The following is a 16,043-nucleotide window of genomic DNA, read 5'->3' as shown; positions in this document are numbered from 1 at the left end:
TTATTGATTGTTTAGCTGAAATTGCTTCCAAAAAAAATGAAGGAAATAGTTGACAAGGATTTAATTTTGAATAATAATTAGTTTATAATAATTTTAAATAAATAATAATTACTATGAAAGAAAGAGGAGGATCCCCCCTGATGAATCCAAATAATCGCTTAACAACAAACCAAGGTGCTCCAGTTGGAGATAACCAAAACTCTCGTACAGCTGGTCGCCGTGGACCGGTATTGTTAGAAGACTATCATTTAGTAGAAAAACTTGCTCACTTTGATCGTGAACGTATTCCTGAGCGTGTTGTGCATGCACGTGGTGCAGGTGCTCACGGTGTATTCGTAACGAAAAACAGCATGAAGCAATATACGAAAGCAGCGTTTTTACAAAATGAAGGAACTGAAACACCTGTATTCGTTCGTTTCTCAACGGTTATTCATGGTCAAGGTTCTCCAGAGACAGCTCGTGATCCGCGTGGGTTCGCTGTTAAATTCTATACAGAAGAAGGAAACTACGATATCGTAGGTAACCATTTACCAGTTTTCTTCATTCGTGACGCAATTAAATTCCCAGACATGGTGCATTCTTTAAAACCAGCACCTGATACAAATGTTCAAACGCCAGATCGTTACTGGGATTTCATGACGTTAACTCCAGAATCTACACATATGATGACGTGGGTATTTTCTGATTATGGTACACCGGCAAACTACCGTGAAATGGAAGGATTCGGCGTACATTCATTTAAATGGATTAATGCAGAAGGTAAAATTGTTTACATTAAATATCATTGGAAGCCACAGCAAGGTGTACGTAATTTAAGTGCGAAAGAAGTGCAAGAAGTGCAAGGAAAAGACTTCAATCATGCAACTCGTGACTTGTTCGATGCAATCGAAAAAGGAAATTATCCGAAGTGGGATTTACACGTACAAGTGATGAAACTAGAAGAAACGGATTCTTTAGATTTCGATCCACTAGATCCGACGAAAGTATGGCCAGAAGATCGTTTCCCATTAATTGAAGTAGGGACGATGACGTTAAATCGTAACCCGAAAAACTTCTTTGCGGAAGTAGAACAAGTGGCGTTCTCTCCAAGTGCAACTGTAAATGGTATTGAACCATCTGAAGATAAATTATTACAAGGTCGTTTATTCTCTTACCCAGATACACAGCGTTACCGCCTTGGTGCAAACTATTTACAAATTCCTGTAAACTGCCCATACGCAGCTGTTCGTAATCAACAACGTGATGGTGCGATGCAAGTGGATCAAAACCCATCTACAATAAACTACGAACCGAGCCGTCATACTGAAAATCCAGTTGAAGATCCAACTTACCGCGATTCAACTATGAAAGTAGAAGGCTACGTATCTCGTGAAAAAATTGAGAAACCAAATGATTTCAAACAAGCAGGTGAGCGTTACCGTTCATTCTCTAAAGAAGAGCAAGATAACTTAATTGCAAACTTAACAAATGACTTAAAAGACGTAAATGAGCGCACGAAATTATTAGCTGTTTGTAATTTCTTCCGTGCAGATCAAGACTACGGAATGCGTTTAGCAGGGGCGTTAAATGTTGATATTACGCAGTATGTAGGGAATACTCCGAAATAAATAGGGAAAGACGACCAGCTTTCGGTCGTCTTTTTTTGTGTAAAATAAGTTTTACATGCAGTGTAAAAGATGTTATATTATTGTCAAATGAATTTTACACATAAGAGGTGTATTGAATGGATGTTGCTATTTTTGTTATTGCTCTAGGGGTATTTTTATTTGTTGTGTTTGCTATTATAAAAATGTTTATCACGATTGGAAAACAAGGTGATGAACGTGCCGCGTTTATAAAAAATAAAGCGATGGCTGAGACATTTAAAATTGCGATGGGATTAATGGTACTTGAGATGATCCCTTTCATTTATCATCGTTTTAATGAAACGGTAGGAACACCGTTTAATCCGGTTCGCTTTTTAGCTGTGATAGCTGTGGCGTTTCTTATCATATTAAGTTTGAATAAAAGTAAGTATGGTGATTCGTAAGTTGCGTAAGGGTATTTCTCGTTTGAGTTACGTAGAATTTTGCAGATAAATCAATATGTTGTGTCGAAAAGTCGATATATCGAAAGAATCGCTGATATATTTATATTGACACTGGGCGGGGTACTTAGCTGGCAAGTACGATGAAAAGAGATGCAATCTACTATTAATAGATTGCATCTCTTTTTTAATTTACTCGCTCAGTATACTCATAAGCTTTCTCCCCATGCATCGAAATATCAAGCCCCATTTGTTCTTCGTGCTCATCGACGCGAACAGGAAGGAAGAAGTTAATAGCCTTAATAATGGCGTACGTCATTATGATTGTGAATGCATATGTTGCTCCGATTGCTACAAGTTGTTTGAAAAGGAGAGTGGCGTTTCCGTAAAATAATCCGTTAGCACCATCGCTATTTATAGTAGTAGTAGCAAATAGTCCAGTTGCAATACCGCCCCAAGTTCCTCCAATGCCGTGGCATCCAAATGCATCGAGTGTATCGTCGTATCCGAATTTGTTTTTTAAGAAGAAGACAGCTCCGAAGCATAATATACCGCCGATTGCTCCGATAAGAAGAGCGGAGAAAGGTGTAACGAATCCACAAGCCGGCGTAATTGCGACTAAACCAGAAACAACCCCGGAAGCAGCTCCCATCGCAGTCGGTTTTGATTGGAAGAACCATTCAGAAAGCATCCAAGTTAGAGCTGAGGCAGCGGCGGCTATATTTGTATTAATAAATGCAGTTAAAGCTACGTCATTTAAAGATAATGCACTACCGACGTTGAAACCGAACCAGCCGAACCAGAGTAAGCCTGCGCCTAACATTGTAAATGGTAAATGATGAGGGGAGGTACCGCTTATGTTTTTTCGTTTTCCAAGGAAAATAGCTAATACAAGACCAGCAACGCCAGATGTGATATGAACGACATTACCACCAGCGAAGTCTAACGCGCCGAGTTCTCTCAGCCATCCGCCAACGCCCCATACCCAATGAGCGACAGGATTGTAAACGATTGTTGTCCAAAGAAGGATAAAAATAAGAAAGGCAGAAAATCGCATTCTTTCGGCGAATGCCCCTGAAATTAAAGCGGGAGTTAAAATAGCGAACATGAGTTGGAACATCATAAATAAATTGTGAGGAATAGTAGATGAGTAGTCTGGGTTTGGTGCGTAGGTAACTCCGTTTAGACCGAACCAATCGAGATTGCCAATAAGTCCGTGCCAATCTGGTCCGAATGATAAAGAATAACCGATAACAATCCATTGAATCGAAACGATAGCCATTGCGCTATAACTGTGCATTGTCGTGCTGAGTACGTTTTTACTGCGAACCATACCCCCATAAAAAAGTGCCAATCCTGGTGTCATCAACATGACCATTACTGTCGTTACAAAAATAAAAACTGTATCTCCCGTATTCATTCTCTCTCCTCCTATGATGTTAGAAAAAATAACATCTATATGTTATGTTTCATATCATATTCGAAATAAAAAGAAAAATCAACTAAAAATTCAGAAAACTTTTTAGGTGATGTCAGAAAACCTAACATGATGTATTTTTGGGGGGGAAATCAACGTATGCGATTTGCTCTAAAAATTGGTATAATATTCTTACAATTGGAAGTTTGGGGGATGCGTGTGAAAAAAATATGGACTAAGGAACTATTCATTTGTTTTTGTTTAGCTGTTATTTTGTTTGTACCAGTACATACTTTTGCGGAAGAAAAAAGGGAATGGCGAGATGAAGTTATATATTCCATTATGATTGATCGCTTTAATAACGGAGAATCGAAAAATGACAAACAGTTAGACGTTGGTAATTTAGAAGGGTATCAGGGCGGAGATATACGTGGGATTATAAAAAGATTGGACTACATAAAAGAAATGGGATTTACTACTATTATGCTTTCGCCGCTTTTTGAAAGTGAAAAGTATGACGGATTAAGTGTTCGAAATTTTCAAAAAGTAAATGAACATTTCGGAACAGAAAATGATGTGAAAGAACTTGTAAATGAGGCTCACAAAAAAGGAATGAAAGTTGTCTTTCAATTTCCGTATGAAGAAAATGAACAACAATTAATAGACTCGATGAAATGGTGGATAAAAGAAGTCGATTTAGACGGAAGTTATGTGATACATAGTGAAAAAAAGCCGCGTGCTTTTTGGGATGAAGTGCAAAAGGATTTGCAGAAGGTAAAGAAAGATTTTCACATTATGACAAAGGAAGATAATGAGTACTATAAAAAAATAGTAGAGTCATTTTCAAAAGCAGATATGTCTGTGAAACCTTTATATGATGTGAGTGGAAAAGAAGAGGAATTCGCTACGTTTTTAGATAATCAAGAAACAAAGCGATTTGCACGTATTGCAAAAGAAAATATGTATTACCCACCGTCTCGTTTAAAACTAGCGATCACTTACTTATTAACATCCCCGGGGATACCGAATTTTTATTATGGAACTGAAATCGCATTAGATGGGGGAGATGCTCCAGATAATAGACGATTAATGGATTTCAAATCTGATGAAAAGTTTATGCAGCACATAACGAAGCTAGGTGAACTTAGACAAGCGAGACCATCTTTACGACGTGGTACGTTTGAACTTCTATATGATAAAGATGGAATGAGTATATTAAAACGAAAGTATAAAGATGAAGTAACACTAGTAGCGATTAATAATACGAAAGAGACGAAAAAGGTTTCCTTACCTGTAAGTGCAATTGGTGAAAAACAAGAGTTAAGAGGATTGTTAGAAGACGAAATTATAAGAGAAGAAAACGGAAAGTTTTATCTTGTTTTAAAGCGCGAAGAGTCGAATGTGTATAAAGTTAGCGAAGAAACAGGTGTGAATTGGTTGTTTATCTCCTTAATAGTCGGTGTGAACGTATTATTTATTGCTTTTTTAATTGCGGTTAAAAAGAAAAGATCCTCTGTATAGATAGAGGATCTTTTTTTCTTAGCGGTAGTTAATGAATTGTACGTCGATTGGTAAGTCGACGCTGCGAACGGCTGCGATTACTGCTTGTAAGTCATCACGGCTTTTCGCTGTTACGCGTACTTGGTCATCTTGTACTTGCGTTTTTACTTTTAATTTCATTTCTTTAATGATGTTGTTAATTTTTTTCGCGTTATCTTTATCGATACCTTGTTGCAGAGTTGCACGTTGGCGAACAGTATTACCAGATGCAGTTTCAACTTTTCCGTAGTCCAAGTTTTTAATTGGAACGTTACGTTTTACAAGTTTAGAAATTAGAACGTCTTTTACTTGGTCTAATTTGAACTCGTCCTCAGAAGTTAAAACAAGTACTTCTTTTTCTAATTTAATATCACTTTTACTACCTTTAAAGTCATATCGGTTTTGGATTTCCTTTAATGCGATGTTAATTGCGTTTGTTACTTCAGGTAATTCTACTTTCGAAACGATGTCAAAAGAACTCTCTTTTGCCATAGTTAGCACCTCCAAATAAATTTCTATCTTTTCATGCACCTAAATAGGCTATGTAATATACATATTAAAGTATAGCGGAAAATACATCGATTAGATAGAGTGTTGCAACTTAAGTGTTTTGACGGATCATCCGTAGGGGAATATAGTCCTATAGATACAGTCTTTATTTAATTATAGTGAATTTTGGGCAGTTGGACAAATAAAGGAAAAATCGTGTTATAATTAACTTTTGTTTGGAATGATAAAAAAGATAATTTTATATATATAGAAGGGAATTAAAAAATATGTATTTGCAATTAGGATCGATTGAACAGGTAACTGTTTTACGCGAAACGGAAATCGGATATATGGTTGGAAACGAAGAGGAAGAAATCTTCCTACATAAAAACGAATTAGCTGGAGAAATTGCAGAAGGTGATACGATTGATGTATTCTTATACCTTGATCACCAAAATCGTATTTCAGCAACAATGAAGGAACCAATTATTACAACGCATGATTGGAATTGGGTAAAGGTTGTAGAAGTTATTCCTAGTTTAGGTGTGTTTGTTGATATTGGTGTATCGAAAGATATACTAATTCCACTTGATGAGTTTCCAATTTATATGCCAGTATGGCCTCAGGAAGGCGACGAATTATATTGTACGTTAAAATTAACGAATCGTGATCGTTTAATTGCTCTTCCGGCAAGAGACAGTGATATGCAAGAAATTATCGTAGATGCAACGCCATCTATGCGTAATAAAAACGTAAATGGGCGTGTGTATCGCTCACTTCAAGTTGGTTCATTCATACTAACTGATGAGCATTTCCGTGCTTTCTTACACCATACAGAAAGAAAAGAACAAGTCCGCATCGGTGAGCGCGTAACAGGCCGTATTATTGACGTAAAAGATGACGGTACAATTAACATTTCACTTCTTCCTCGTAAAGAAGAAGGAATGGAAGATGATGCAGCAGTACTTTATGCATATATGGAAGAACGAGGCGGAGCAATGCCGTTTTGGGATAAGAGCAACCCAGAAGACATTAAAGAACGTTTCAATATGAGTAAAGCTGCCTTTAAGCGCGCACTTGGTAAACTGATGAAAGAAGAAAAGATTTACCAAGAAGAAGGCTGGACTTACTTTAAGAAATAAGATAAATGAAAAAGAACTATTTTTTCTCTTAATTTTTAAGAGAAGAGATAATTCTTTTTTTATTATAAAGTACATAAAAAGTAAATAAGGTGTAATAAAATTCACAAAATCTGAAGATATACAAACGACTAGAATACGTTATGGTTTTTATTATAACAAGAAAGAAGAGTATTTCGAATAAAAAGAATATTAAAATGAGTTTTTGGGCTTTTAGTTAACAAAGTTTCGAAAATAAACACTTTATAAAGGTTTCCTTTAAATATGATTATTGTGTTTCGAGGGTTTCCTTATAAATCTTAGCTATATATTTTACAAAATCAATGATGGGATAGTGTATGAGCGAGCGGTGCTGCGTAAAACGAACTCCTGATTTTTCCATTTTCGAAATGATTTGTTCAATTTCCAACTCTTTTTGTTGTATCTTATTATAATTTTGATATACAATGTTTTTCCATTGATAGGAAGAACCATGAAAATAACTCTCTCCTTTTACCCTGTGATTAAATATTATTTCTATTTTTTCTCTACGTTGTCTTTCCTTCATATACGATTCCGTTGACTGCATGGTTATCGCCTCTTTCCTTTTTATTGTATACTGTTTCCGAAAATTCGGTCTAACTCATCATAGCCAATGTACAGTGATTTTGTTGGGGATTGTCGTTTAAGGCTATCTTATCAACTGTATATATTTTGCAATTTCTTAATCTAATATCTTATATCTAAATAAATTGTTAGTGTGTATAAAACGCCATTAATCTTTTAAGTTTTTGATACCAATAACAAAATTAGAAAGTAGCGAAAACGGATGAAAGATAAATTGTTTATCAATCTTTATTATAAAACGATTCTTTATGGATATGCACCTTTTTATACTCACCAAGATTTACAATATGACGAGTATCTTCATCCATGAATGTTATCCTCTATTTGCTGAGGATAGTTTTTTTATTTAGGCTAAGCAACATATCGTATGCCTCAGAACCCTTTTTATAAAAAGGACAATATATGTAACGGTTTCCCTTTTGATATGAAAAAAATCATATAGAAATAAAGCGTTCTTAAAGTGGTTTGTTAAAAATTTGTTGTATTTGACTTAAAAAAAGGAAAGTAATATTTATTTGTAGAAAATTTTTAAGGATACAAATGAATGTAAAAATAGAATGACTATCTACGATAAAAAAGGGGGCACTTATATATGCTAACAAATGATTTAGATTTCCGATTAGAACCACGTTTAAAAGAACTGTATGAACAACATAAAATAAGAGCGCAGAAGATAGACTGGGGTTATCATGAGTTTTTACCATGGGATAAGGGAATGGACTTTAAAAGAGTTCCTTGGGATGAAAGTCAAGTTACTCTTCCTTCTGGTGTAATTACGGCTATTGAGACAGCTTTATTAACAGAAGTGAATTTACCATGGTTTACAACGTATTTATCGGCGACCTTTAAAGGATCCCTTTCTGTTATTACAGACTTTATTCATACTTGGACCTCAGAAGAGGATCAACATTCGAATTTATTGGAGACATATTTACTACTCACTCGAAGTGTGAACCCTAAACGAATACATGATTTAAGAAAGTCAGTCGTTGAGGGTGGATTTGAGCCTGATTTTCATACACCAATCGAAGCAATGACGTATACGACGCTACAAGAACTTGCAACACTGGTGTTTTATAATAACGTAGCTAAGGTTTCAAGTAAGCATGATCCAGATCTTGCTACATTATTACGTCGTCTCGCCAAAGATGAGACTCTTCATTATGCGTTTTATCGAGACGTCATTCGAACACATTTGGAATTAGAACCTAATTATTGCTATCATATTGCCAATGTGATTAAGAATTTTAAAATGCCAGGTGCCGTCATGCCTGATTTTGAAAATAGAATGGCTGTGATTGCAAAAGAAGCGAATTATGGACCACTACAATATTTTGATCAAGTACTTGATGTAGTGGTTGATTATTGGGGGGTAAAAGACTTACGACCAATTGCACCTTTAGCTGAAAAAGCAAGAATTGAGATTTTGGAATACCACACAAGATTGAAAAAAATACGGGATCGATTTGGTCGTTTTCAAGGGAAAGCTGATCTACGTTGATGAGTAGAAATTTCTGAATATAAGCGGGGGAATCTGACGCACTCCCTATTGTTTTTGGGGTGTTTTTTACTTAATTTAATTTTTGTCAAAAAAGTAGTTGACGATAAAAACAATTTTATGATATTATAAAATATTTGATGAAAAATCACATATATGTTAAGCTTGAGAAGGTTACCATATATGGAGGTGGATTATATGTTTCAAATTGGCGATAACATTGTTTATCCAATGCACGGAGCAGGTATAATTGAAGCCATAGAAGAAAAAGAATTCTCAGGAAAAAAACAACAGTATTATGTTATAAAAATGTCGATCAGTAATATGCAAGTCATGATTCCTATGGGGAAAATATTAAGTTCGAGTATACGCCCAGTTACTGATATACTTGCATTAAAACACATTATACAAATTTTCCAGCATGGAGAATCAGATAAATTATTGCCGTGGAAACAAAGGTATAAAGTGAACACGGACAAAATAAAAACGGGTGAAATACAAGAAGGTGCTGAAGTTGTACGTGATTTAATGCGTATGAAGAAAGAAAAGGCACTTAATACAAGCGAAAAAAAAATGTTGGATAACGCACATGAATTTTTGATTAGTGAACTAGGATTAATTAAAGGAATCACTGAAAATCAAATAAAAAGTTTCTGTTAAGATTCATTATAGATAATGTATTACATCCCCCGAAAATATCCTGAATTTTTCGGGAATATGATGATTATTAAAAGTAAATCATTTCAAAGACATTCAACTTCTTTAACTCACTTTTAGAGTAGGAACCTCTTTTGTTATTACTTCAATCTAATCCATTTTTATTTTTAAATTTCTTTTGCGAACGTTCGAAGTTTCATCAAATAACTCGATTAAATAGTCACTTGATTTTGCAATCCTGATTCACACTGGCACGGACAAGGAGCCGTAAGGATGAAAGAGAGGTAGGGCTTTCATTGTTTTAGGTAATATACTATCTAAGTCATTATTTCTAGAAGAAAAAACAATCAATCTCACCGCTATCTTTAAGAATTTCTTACATCTACTGAGACAGTGAATAGTAATTGTTTATCTTCTTTACGTAAAATTGATAAGCGAACTGGTAACACCATATGGTTAACTACAAAAAATGGTTTCCAGACTAGGAAACCACTTTTAATTTTATTTACATAACAATAGTAAATTAAGCAGTAAGAAGGAGTGCACACATGAAAAAAATGTTAACCAAAGAATTAAGTAAAGAATTAAAGAAGCGGGAAGGAGTCATTTCTATTACAGTTGAGCCTTATGAAAAAATCGAAGTTGGTGGAATTCGTGTAGATGGACCAGCTGTTATTCTAATTAATCAAGAATAGCTAAAAATAGTTGAATGCACGAAGAAAAGGATCAGCCTTTAAGAGAAGGGAGGATCCTTTTTGTTTGCTGCAGCTAATAGGGGATACACATAATTTTCATCTGATATGTTGGGGTTAATAGGAAGGAGAGGGTCGGGATTATAATAGTGGAAAGCTTAACATTGGTAGGATTTCTTTTCATGTTATATACATTAGTTGCTAAAAAAACAAACTAATTATTTAAATGGACAGATTTTTCTTTTTAAGGTCGGAATTTATTTTATAGTGAAATGGATAATTTAGATGGATGCAAGGAAAGAACGCATAAAATACGAGAAAATGTCAAAGAATTATGACTGTATTTATTTAGTTTCGTTTATCTTATTAATTGTGCTTGTTTGTAGTAGTGTGATTATCATAGGAGCTACAGGGGGAAATATGGAGTGTTTTTATTGTTAACAATTTTACTTAACGCACGTATTACTAAAGAATCTCAAAAAATGTATGAGCACTATTCTAATAAAGGGCGTATTTAAAATGATACATATCTTGAAAGGAACAGCCTGGATGTACATTCAAAATATCCCTATATCATCACCTATTAACTAGTAAAAGTAACCTTATATAAATAATTTTTTAGCAATTTAGGAATAGAAAACGCACCTTATTAAAATGTTAGTTTCGTTTTTATAATGAATTATCCTTCTAGTATAGTTATAAGATTTATATCATATATTAAGAGGGAAAATGTAAGTTAGAAAGGAGTCCTATAGAATGAGTTTTTTAGAGGCAAATGACTTTAGTGAACAAAATATGGTAAGTGTACCTAATCCCTACGTATATTAGACATTACAATCGGTAATTGGTAAACATGTGGTTATTGAAGCTGTAAGAGGTAATGTAAGAGGAAAGTTAAAGAATGTGAACCGGATCATTTGCTCATTGAAGATAAGGTGCCGCATATTGTACGTATTCAACAAATTGTATGGATTATGCCAAAACAATGATCAAATTACATCTAGTTTGATTTATAACCGATTGGCGTCATAGACGCCCAAATAAAAATACAGGGTTTTATCTCTGTGTTTCTTCAAATTTTCGTTTTTGAATATATGCTTGAGCATGAATGATTTCTTCCTGAAGTGCTTCTAATTCTTCCGTAGATCCTGATTCAATCCTCATATAAGTAGTAACTAAACTAATCATCATATCCATCTTCTCTACTATATTTTGAATGACCTGTTCAGATTGCTCTTTTTTAGGGTGCTGTATTGCTATTAATACATTTTCCATATAATTGTTCTTTCTTTGCTGGATATCATAAATAAACTGTTTTGTGTTTGAGTTCATTTGTTGTTCCTCCTTTTGGATATATTTTCATTCTATCATATTTGAATAGAAAATATTGGATTCCCCTAAATTCACACCTGTCTCGTATATCTCCACAAATATACAAACTAATTCCTTAACGTACAGGGAATAAATTGAAATACGTCAATTTAATGTCTAAATGTACAGTTTTCTTTTTTTGGTATGGTGCCCCCTAATAGCTTCAGTTGAATTTTGTATGCTTTTGTTACAAAAGATTAAGAAAGAATAGATGAGATATTGAAACGGAGGTACGGAAGTGCAAGATAATGTACTAGAACAATTAATAAACCGTCTTTCCGTAGTATGCCCTGAAAAAGAACGTGAAATATTAGCGGTGGATTTAAATGATATATATGAGAGTAGTGAAAGATTCGAAAAATTGCTTGAAAATATTATGAAATCTCAGCAAAATAAAGACGACTTAATAGATATATTAATCGAAGTAGAGGCAGAACTAGATCACATCAATTGGCATTATAAAAGTCTGAAGAAAAAGCACGACCTTATTTGAAAAAATAAGATCGTGCTTTATTTTAGTTCTCTTTCCCAAAAAGATGAGAAAATGTATCTTTCAAGTCACTATCGTTTATTTTAATATCCGCCTTTTTTAATTCATCTTGTAATAATTTTTGACCGAAGGAAGGGTCGGCAAGACGTTCTTCTTCTAAGTCTTTACGTATAGAGTCTTTCACTTTATCGTAAGGTTGTAAATCTTTTTTATCAGTTAGTTTAATAATGTGATAGCCGTTTGGTGATTTTACGGGATTGCTAATTTGGCCGGGCTTTAATTTGTAGGCAGCTTTTTCAAATTCAGGTGTCATTTTGCCTGCCCCGAAGTATCCGAGGTCTCCACCATTATCTTTTGATGCTAAATCTTGAGATTCTTGTTTTGCTAATTCTTCAAATGAAGTGCCGGTATCTAATTTCTTCTTTATCTCTTTCGCTTCATTTTCGTTACTTACTAAAATGTGACTAGCTTTAATTTCTGGCTTATAGTGGTCTTTCACATCTTTTTCTGTAATGCTTTGTTTAATCGCTTCATTCAATGCAAGTTTGAATTTAATTTGATTTTTGAAATCTTCTTCATCTTTTAAACGATTATTTTCTAGTGTTGCTTTGAATTGTTCTCCGTATTGATCTTTTGCTTTTTCTACTTCTTTATCTACTGCATCATCAGATACTTTATATTTTTTAGTAATAACATCTTGTGCTACCATTTCGTATAGCGTGTCTTTTCCGTATCGATCTTTCAATTGTTTTTCGAAATCGCTCTTCGTAATGGTTGAGTTTGTTGTTGTAGCGATTGTGGCCGAGTCATTTTTTTGTCCGCAAGCAGATAGTATTAATATACTTATTAGTGCAGTGATAATGAATGTACTTTTTCCTTTCATGCTAACACCTCATCCGAATATGTTATCGCTATTGTAGAATATAGAAGTGAACATGAAGTGAATTTTTAATGTTTTTTCCCTGTAAAATGTAAAAAAAGTACATCAACATTAAAGTTGATGTACGATGTAATCAAAGGTGATCGGTTTTCTTAGAATATGCACGTTTTCCTTGCTGAATATTTTTTTGCTCTTGTTCATTTTTTTGAGTGCGCTTTGCATTATTGTCGCGTGCTTTTTTGTCGTTATCGCTAGTATGTGGCATATGTATCAACTCCATTTCTAAACGTTGTATGTTTATCATTTCCTTTTTCGTAAAGACTATGTATAGCGGTGCATTCATGAATACTAAAGGTGGATTAGAAATGGATTTGAAGCTGAATTATACTGAACTTATTAAGAAGTTAGTCGTTGTAATTATTGCGGGTTTATTAAATGCGATTGGGATGAATTTATTTTTAACACCAGCGAAAGTGTATGCGAGTGGTTTTGCTGGATTGTCTCAATTATTGTCACAAATATTAGGTGACTTTTTATCTATTCATATATCTACGGGGGTATTGTTTAGTTTGTTTAATATTCCTGTCGTTATTTTAGCGTGGAAAAAGGTTGGGAAGGCCTTTACATTTTTTAGTTTTCTTTGTGTTGTATTTATGACTTTGTTTTTAGAAATTATCCCAGTTAGAGCGGTTTCGCACGATATTATATTGAATGCGATTTTTGGTGGTATTATTTCAGCGATTGGGGTAGGGGTTGCTTTAAAGTGGGGGGCTTCTACAGGTGGTCTAGATATTATTGCTATGATTTTATCAAAAATAAAAGATAAGCCTGTCGGCACGTATTTTTTCTTCTTTAATGCACTTATCATTATCGCTGCTGGCTACGTATATGGATGGGAAAAGGCATTATATACTTTAGTCACTTTGTATGTATCAACGAGAATTATTGATGCGATTCATACCCGTCATGTGAAGATTACGGCATTAATTGTTACAAAGAACGGGGCAGATGTGCGAAAAGCGATTCACTCTCGCTTAGTGAGAGGGATTACAACTATACCAGCAACAGGTGCTTATACAAATGAAAATAAAGAAATGTTAATGATTGTTATTACTCGTTACGAGTTGTATGAATTAGAGAGGGTTATTAAACAAGTGGACCCAGGTGCATTTACAAATATACTGCAAACGGTCGGTGTGTTTGGATTGTTTAGAAAAGATTAAAGAGGACCAAAGCTGGTCCTCCTTTTTTAATGCGAATTCGTAATGTTTTGCAATTGCTCCTGCATTTCACGTAGCTGAACTTTTTCAGCAGTTGAAGAGTTTGCATAAGCAGAGTGCAAAGAGTTTTTTGCTCTATAAACGAGTTCCTGTTGTTCAGCGCCACTTGAACAAGAAACGGCACTTGAAACAGCGTCTCTAGCTTGTTGGAATAGTAAGTTCCCCATTTAAGCCCCTCCAAATGAAGAGTTACTTCTCGCTTTTTCTGCCTCAGCTAATGTACCTCTGTACGGGAATCTTGCATCATGCTTCATAACAGCATCGGCTCCTTGCTGGATAAAACGTTTTGATTTGTTCTTTTTACCCATTCGAAAAACCCCCTTTATTTAGCTGAAAACAATTGACGCGCTGACTTTTGCGTCTAATAATAGTATGAGCGTTTAGCGAGAAACTATAAGCAGGGAATTTTTAGATTACAATCCAAGAACCTCTTCTAAATATAGAGCGATACCATCTTCTTCATTCGTTAATGTCGTATGATTTGCAAGTGATTTTAATTCAGGAATCGCATTACCCATTGCGATTCCATGACCAGCAAATTCGATCATTTCAAAGTCGTTATCCTCATCACCAAAAGCGATAATTCGCTCTTTAGGAATGTTATAATGGCCTGAAATTTTTTGTAATCCGACAGCTTTATTTAATCCGCTTTTTACAATTTCAATAATTGGCCAAGGTGCACCCCATTTTCTATGGTCGATGACTTCAGCATGCATATCTGTTAAATGTTGGCGAATTGCAGCAGAATGCTCGTCATGTGCATCGATTAATAAGCAAGTTGGATGGTCGTTTAAAATATTTAATAAATCTCCTGTGAAAATCCTTGGAGAACCGAATTCAAAAATATGTTTTTTATCTTCATCAATTTCACGGACATACACATCATCGATGACTTCAGCATAGACATTTTTCACGCCGAAATCAAAGCAAGCTCGGACGATTTCTTGCGCTGTTGAAAGTTCAAGAGGAGAGTGATGTGTTCCCCAACTTGAATCAAGAGGGTGATGCACGTAAGCTCCATTAAAGTTTACGATTGGTGTGTTAAGGCTAAGTTCTTTATAATAATCGTAACTAGCGCGGAATGGACGCCCTGTTGAAATAACGACAATATGTCCTTGTTCTTTTGCTTTTGCAATTGTGTTTTTCGTTCTTGGAGAAATTATTTTGTTGTCTGTTAATAAAGTTCCGTCTAAGTCTAATGCGATTAAATGTTGTTTGTTCATAATTTCACCTCTTATAATAAATTTTTTGATTCTATCTGTATTTCCGTTTTTAATATGCAGAAATAAGAGGTTAGACTGGGTGAAACTACTGTAGATGAAAGTTTCACTATATATCCATCTTACGTCGCGAAGCGCTGTGGTGTCTACTATTTCTCGTTGGAAATTAGGAAAAGTCAATATCTTTTTAGAAAGTTCAAACAATGTTTTTTTCATTATGTACAAATTGTGAAAAGGGTTACATTGCTCGTATGATGAGGCTTATAATGAACATGTAATCTTCTCGTATATGTTTGACTCTCCTTTGAAACTGGCCTAAACTTTGGTTGGTTTCTTTTTTTTCAACAAATATGCCAATAATTCCTGCTTAAGGTTGTGTAATTATATATATGTACATGGGTAAACGGTAGTACTTGTTTCCTAAACATGACAGAAAAGCTTTCTTTTAAAATGGATATACTAATGAGGCAAGACGTCATGGAAGGAGAATGGAAATGGGACAAAATCGCAGGTTTCGTTCAGGGCAAAAAGCGCCAAATGATGGCATTTACGTAGAAATTGGTGAAACGGGAAGTATGGTGAAAAATCCGCAAATGGTACAATTAACTGCCGGTGAAAAGTTTCCAGAGAACGCAAATCATAACCGTCAGTGGACATATAAAAGAAAACCGTAACAGAAGCCGCAATCGTTATTGCGGCTTTTTTGATTAGGAAAATGAATGTTACTTTTTTCTTTTTC

19 protein-coding genes and 2 pseudogenes are annotated in these 16,043 nt (G+C 34.7%); 12 read left to right on the top strand and 9 right to left on the bottom strand.

From position 1 onward, the window contains the following. Positions 1-140: 140 nt before the first annotated feature. Positions 141-1,607, top strand: coding sequence for a catalase KatB (katB, locus tag JFU20_RS09310; protein WP_201038557.1), 1,467 nt, complete (start codon positions 141-143; stop codon positions 1,605-1,607). Between the two features lie 116 nt (positions 1,608-1,723). Beyond that, positions 1,724-2,029, top strand: a complete 306-nt coding sequence (locus JFU20_RS09305) for a hypothetical protein (protein WP_002011248.1) — start codon at positions 1,724-1,726, stop codon at positions 2,027-2,029. Positions 2,030-2,213: 184 nt separating this feature from the next. On the opposite strand, the gene JFU20_RS09300 is transcribed toward JFU20_RS09305, so the two are convergent. After that, positions 2,214-3,446, bottom strand: coding sequence for an ammonium transporter (locus JFU20_RS09300; RefSeq protein WP_002011245.1), 1,233 nt, complete (start codon positions 3,444-3,446; stop codon positions 2,214-2,216). A 156-nt stretch (positions 3,447-3,602) separates the two neighbouring features. Here JFU20_RS09300 and JFU20_RS09295 point away from each other — a divergent pair, with 156 nt between their 5' ends. After that, on the top strand, positions 3,603-4,964 hold the full coding sequence (locus JFU20_RS09295; RefSeq protein ID WP_002140815.1) for an alpha-amylase family glycosyl hydrolase: 1,362 nt from the start codon (positions 3,603-3,605) through the stop codon (positions 4,962-4,964). A gap of 18 nt (positions 4,965-4,982) precedes the next feature. Here JFU20_RS09295 and JFU20_RS09290 read toward each other — a convergent pair whose 3' ends face one another. Continuing rightward, positions 4,983-5,474: a YajQ family cyclic di-GMP-binding protein gene (locus JFU20_RS09290; protein ID WP_002011241.1), complete on the bottom strand. Its 492-nt coding sequence runs from the start codon at positions 5,472-5,474 to the stop codon at positions 4,983-4,985. A gap of 284 nt (positions 5,475-5,758) precedes the next feature. Between JFU20_RS09290 and JFU20_RS09285 the strand changes: the two genes are divergently transcribed. Next, a complete protein-coding gene (locus tag JFU20_RS09285) occupies positions 5,759-6,613 on the top strand; it encodes a CvfB family protein (protein WP_002011240.1) in 855 nt (284 codons plus the stop codon). 265 nt (positions 6,614-6,878) lie between these two features. Here the strand turns inward: JFU20_RS09285 and JFU20_RS09280 are convergent, their stop codons facing one another. Next, positions 6,879-7,178 (bottom strand): hypothetical protein, encoded by a 300-nt coding sequence (locus JFU20_RS09280; RefSeq protein WP_002030282.1) that lies wholly within the window; start codon positions 7,176-7,178, stop codon positions 6,879-6,881. A gap of 630 nt (positions 7,179-7,808) precedes the next feature. Here JFU20_RS09280 and JFU20_RS09275 point away from each other — a divergent pair. From JFU20_RS09275 to JFU20_RS09255, 5 genes and pseudogenes are all read left to right on the top strand, one after another. Beyond that, on the top strand, positions 7,809-8,717 hold the full coding sequence (locus JFU20_RS09275; protein WP_201038556.1) for an acyl-ACP desaturase: 909 nt from the start codon (positions 7,809-7,811) through the stop codon (positions 8,715-8,717). A gap of 195 nt (positions 8,718-8,912) precedes the next feature. Then, entirely contained in the window at positions 8,913-9,374 is a 462-nt protein-coding gene (locus tag JFU20_RS09270; protein ID WP_002166152.1) for a CarD family transcriptional regulator, read from the top strand. Between the two features lie 545 nt (positions 9,375-9,919). Next, positions 9,920-10,066, top strand: coding sequence for a BC1881 family protein (locus JFU20_RS09265; RefSeq protein WP_002011296.1), 147 nt, complete (start codon positions 9,920-9,922; stop codon positions 10,064-10,066). Between the two features lie 282 nt (positions 10,067-10,348). Continuing rightward, positions 10,349-10,581, top strand: a pseudogene (locus tag JFU20_RS09260) (hypothetical protein). 238 nt (positions 10,582-10,819) lie between these two features. Next, a pseudogene (locus tag JFU20_RS09255) lies at positions 10,820-11,052 on the top strand (DUF2642 domain-containing protein). Between the two features lie 67 nt (positions 11,053-11,119). Here the strand turns inward: JFU20_RS09255 and JFU20_RS09250 are convergent. Beyond that, positions 11,120-11,395: a hypothetical protein gene (locus JFU20_RS09250; RefSeq protein ID WP_002166150.1), complete on the bottom strand. Its 276-nt coding sequence runs from the start codon at positions 11,393-11,395 to the stop codon at positions 11,120-11,122. Positions 11,396-11,672: 277 nt separating this feature from the next. Between JFU20_RS09250 and JFU20_RS09245 the strand changes: the two genes are divergently transcribed. Next, positions 11,673-11,927: a hypothetical protein gene (locus tag JFU20_RS09245; protein ID WP_201038555.1), complete on the top strand. Its 255-nt coding sequence runs from the start codon at positions 11,673-11,675 to the stop codon at positions 11,925-11,927. A 22-nt stretch (positions 11,928-11,949) separates the two neighbouring features. Here JFU20_RS09245 and prsA read toward each other — a convergent pair whose 3' ends face one another. Both prsA and JFU20_RS09235 read right to left on the bottom strand, forming a co-directional pair. Further along, on the bottom strand, positions 11,950-12,807 hold the full coding sequence (gene prsA / locus JFU20_RS09240) for a peptidylprolyl isomerase PrsA (RefSeq protein WP_201038554.1): 858 nt from the start codon (positions 12,805-12,807) through the stop codon (positions 11,950-11,952). Positions 12,808-12,937: 130 nt separating this feature from the next. After that, entirely contained in the window at positions 12,938-13,069 is a 132-nt protein-coding gene (locus JFU20_RS09235; protein ID WP_001120851.1) for a DUF3941 domain-containing protein, read from the bottom strand. Between the two features lie 100 nt (positions 13,070-13,169). Between JFU20_RS09235 and JFU20_RS09230 the strand changes: the two genes are divergently transcribed. Next, entirely contained in the window at positions 13,170-14,027 is an 858-nt protein-coding gene (locus JFU20_RS09230) for a YitT family protein (RefSeq protein WP_002125914.1), read from the top strand. A 26-nt stretch (positions 14,028-14,053) separates the two neighbouring features. Here JFU20_RS09230 and JFU20_RS09225 read toward each other — a convergent pair whose 3' ends face one another. The 3 genes from JFU20_RS09225 to JFU20_RS09215 form a co-directional block, all read right to left on the bottom strand. Then, the gene (locus JFU20_RS09225; protein ID WP_002011309.1) at positions 14,054-14,251 is read right to left on the bottom strand and encodes a DUF3813 domain-containing protein; all 198 of its coding nucleotides are present in this window, start codon (positions 14,249-14,251) and stop codon (positions 14,054-14,056) included. Then, complete coding sequence (locus JFU20_RS09220; RefSeq protein ID WP_201038553.1) at positions 14,252-14,392, bottom strand: competence protein; 141 nt, start codon at positions 14,390-14,392, stop codon at positions 14,252-14,254. Positions 14,393-14,497: 105 nt separating this feature from the next. Further along, positions 14,498-15,307 (bottom strand): Cof-type HAD-IIB family hydrolase, encoded by an 810-nt coding sequence (locus JFU20_RS09215; RefSeq protein WP_002011310.1) that lies wholly within the window; start codon positions 15,305-15,307, stop codon positions 14,498-14,500. 491 nt (positions 15,308-15,798) lie between these two features. On the opposite strand from JFU20_RS09215, the gene JFU20_RS09210 reads away from it, so the two are divergent. Beyond that, on the top strand, positions 15,799-15,978 hold the full coding sequence (locus tag JFU20_RS09210) for a YjzC family protein (RefSeq protein WP_002086997.1): 180 nt from the start codon (positions 15,799-15,801) through the stop codon (positions 15,976-15,978). The last annotated feature ends 65 nt before the right edge of the window (positions 15,979-16,043 follow it).

Origin of the sequence: Bacillus sp. TH30, assembly GCF_016650875.1 — a bacterium.
In the GTDB taxonomy this organism is placed as follows: Bacteria; Bacillota; Bacilli; order Bacillales; family Bacillaceae_G; genus Bacillus_A; species Bacillus_A mycoides.
This window is presented reverse-complemented; position numbering and strand designations above follow the sequence as displayed.

Coding starts and splice junctions, on each gene's coding strand:
- JFU20_RS09235 (WP_001120851.1), bottom strand. CDS start 13,069: ATGCCACATACTAGCGATAACGACAAAAAAGCACGCGACAATAATGCA.
- JFU20_RS09230 (WP_002125914.1), top strand. CDS start 13,170: ATGGATTTGAAGCTGAATTATACTGAACTTATTAAGAAGTTAGTCGTT.
- JFU20_RS09300 (WP_002011245.1), bottom strand. CDS start 3,446: ATGAATACGGGAGATACAGTTTTTATTTTTGTAACGACAGTAATGGTC.
- JFU20_RS09220 (WP_201038553.1), bottom strand. CDS start 14,392: ATGGGTAAAAAGAACAAATCAAAACGTTTTATCCAGCAAGGAGCCGAT.
- JFU20_RS09290 (WP_002011241.1), bottom strand. CDS start 5,474: ATGGCAAAAGAGAGTTCTTTTGACATCGTTTCGAAAGTAGAATTACCT.
- JFU20_RS09265 (WP_002011296.1), top strand. CDS start 9,920: ATGAAAAAAATGTTAACCAAAGAATTAAGTAAAGAATTAAAGAAGCGG.
- JFU20_RS09275 (WP_201038556.1), top strand. CDS start 7,809: ATGCTAACAAATGATTTAGATTTCCGATTAGAACCACGTTTAAAAGAA.
- JFU20_RS09305 (WP_002011248.1), top strand. CDS start 1,724: ATGGATGTTGCTATTTTTGTTATTGCTCTAGGGGTATTTTTATTTGTT.
- JFU20_RS09225 (WP_002011309.1), bottom strand. CDS start 14,251: ATGGGGAACTTACTATTCCAACAAGCTAGAGACGCTGTTTCAAGTGCC.
- prsA (WP_201038554.1), bottom strand. CDS start 12,807: ATGAAAGGAAAAAGTACATTCATTATCACTGCACTAATAAGTATATTA.
- JFU20_RS09280 (WP_002030282.1), bottom strand. CDS start 7,178: ATGCAGTCAACGGAATCGTATATGAAGGAAAGACAACGTAGAGAAAAA.
- JFU20_RS09250 (WP_002166150.1), bottom strand. CDS start 11,395: ATGAACTCAAACACAAAACAGTTTATTTATGATATCCAGCAAAGAAAG.
- JFU20_RS09270 (WP_002166152.1), top strand. CDS start 8,913: ATGTTTCAAATTGGCGATAACATTGTTTATCCAATGCACGGAGCAGGT.
- katB (WP_201038557.1), top strand. CDS start 141: ATGAATCCAAATAATCGCTTAACAACAAACCAAGGTGCTCCAGTTGGA.
- JFU20_RS09210 (WP_002086997.1), top strand. CDS start 15,799: ATGGGACAAAATCGCAGGTTTCGTTCAGGGCAAAAAGCGCCAAATGAT.
- JFU20_RS09215 (WP_002011310.1), bottom strand. CDS start 15,307: ATGAACAAACAACATTTAATCGCATTAGACTTAGACGGAACTTTATTA.
- JFU20_RS09285 (WP_002011240.1), top strand. CDS start 5,759: ATGTATTTGCAATTAGGATCGATTGAACAGGTAACTGTTTTACGCGAA.
- JFU20_RS09295 (WP_002140815.1), top strand. CDS start 3,603: ATGCGATTTGCTCTAAAAATTGGTATAATATTCTTACAATTGGAAGTT.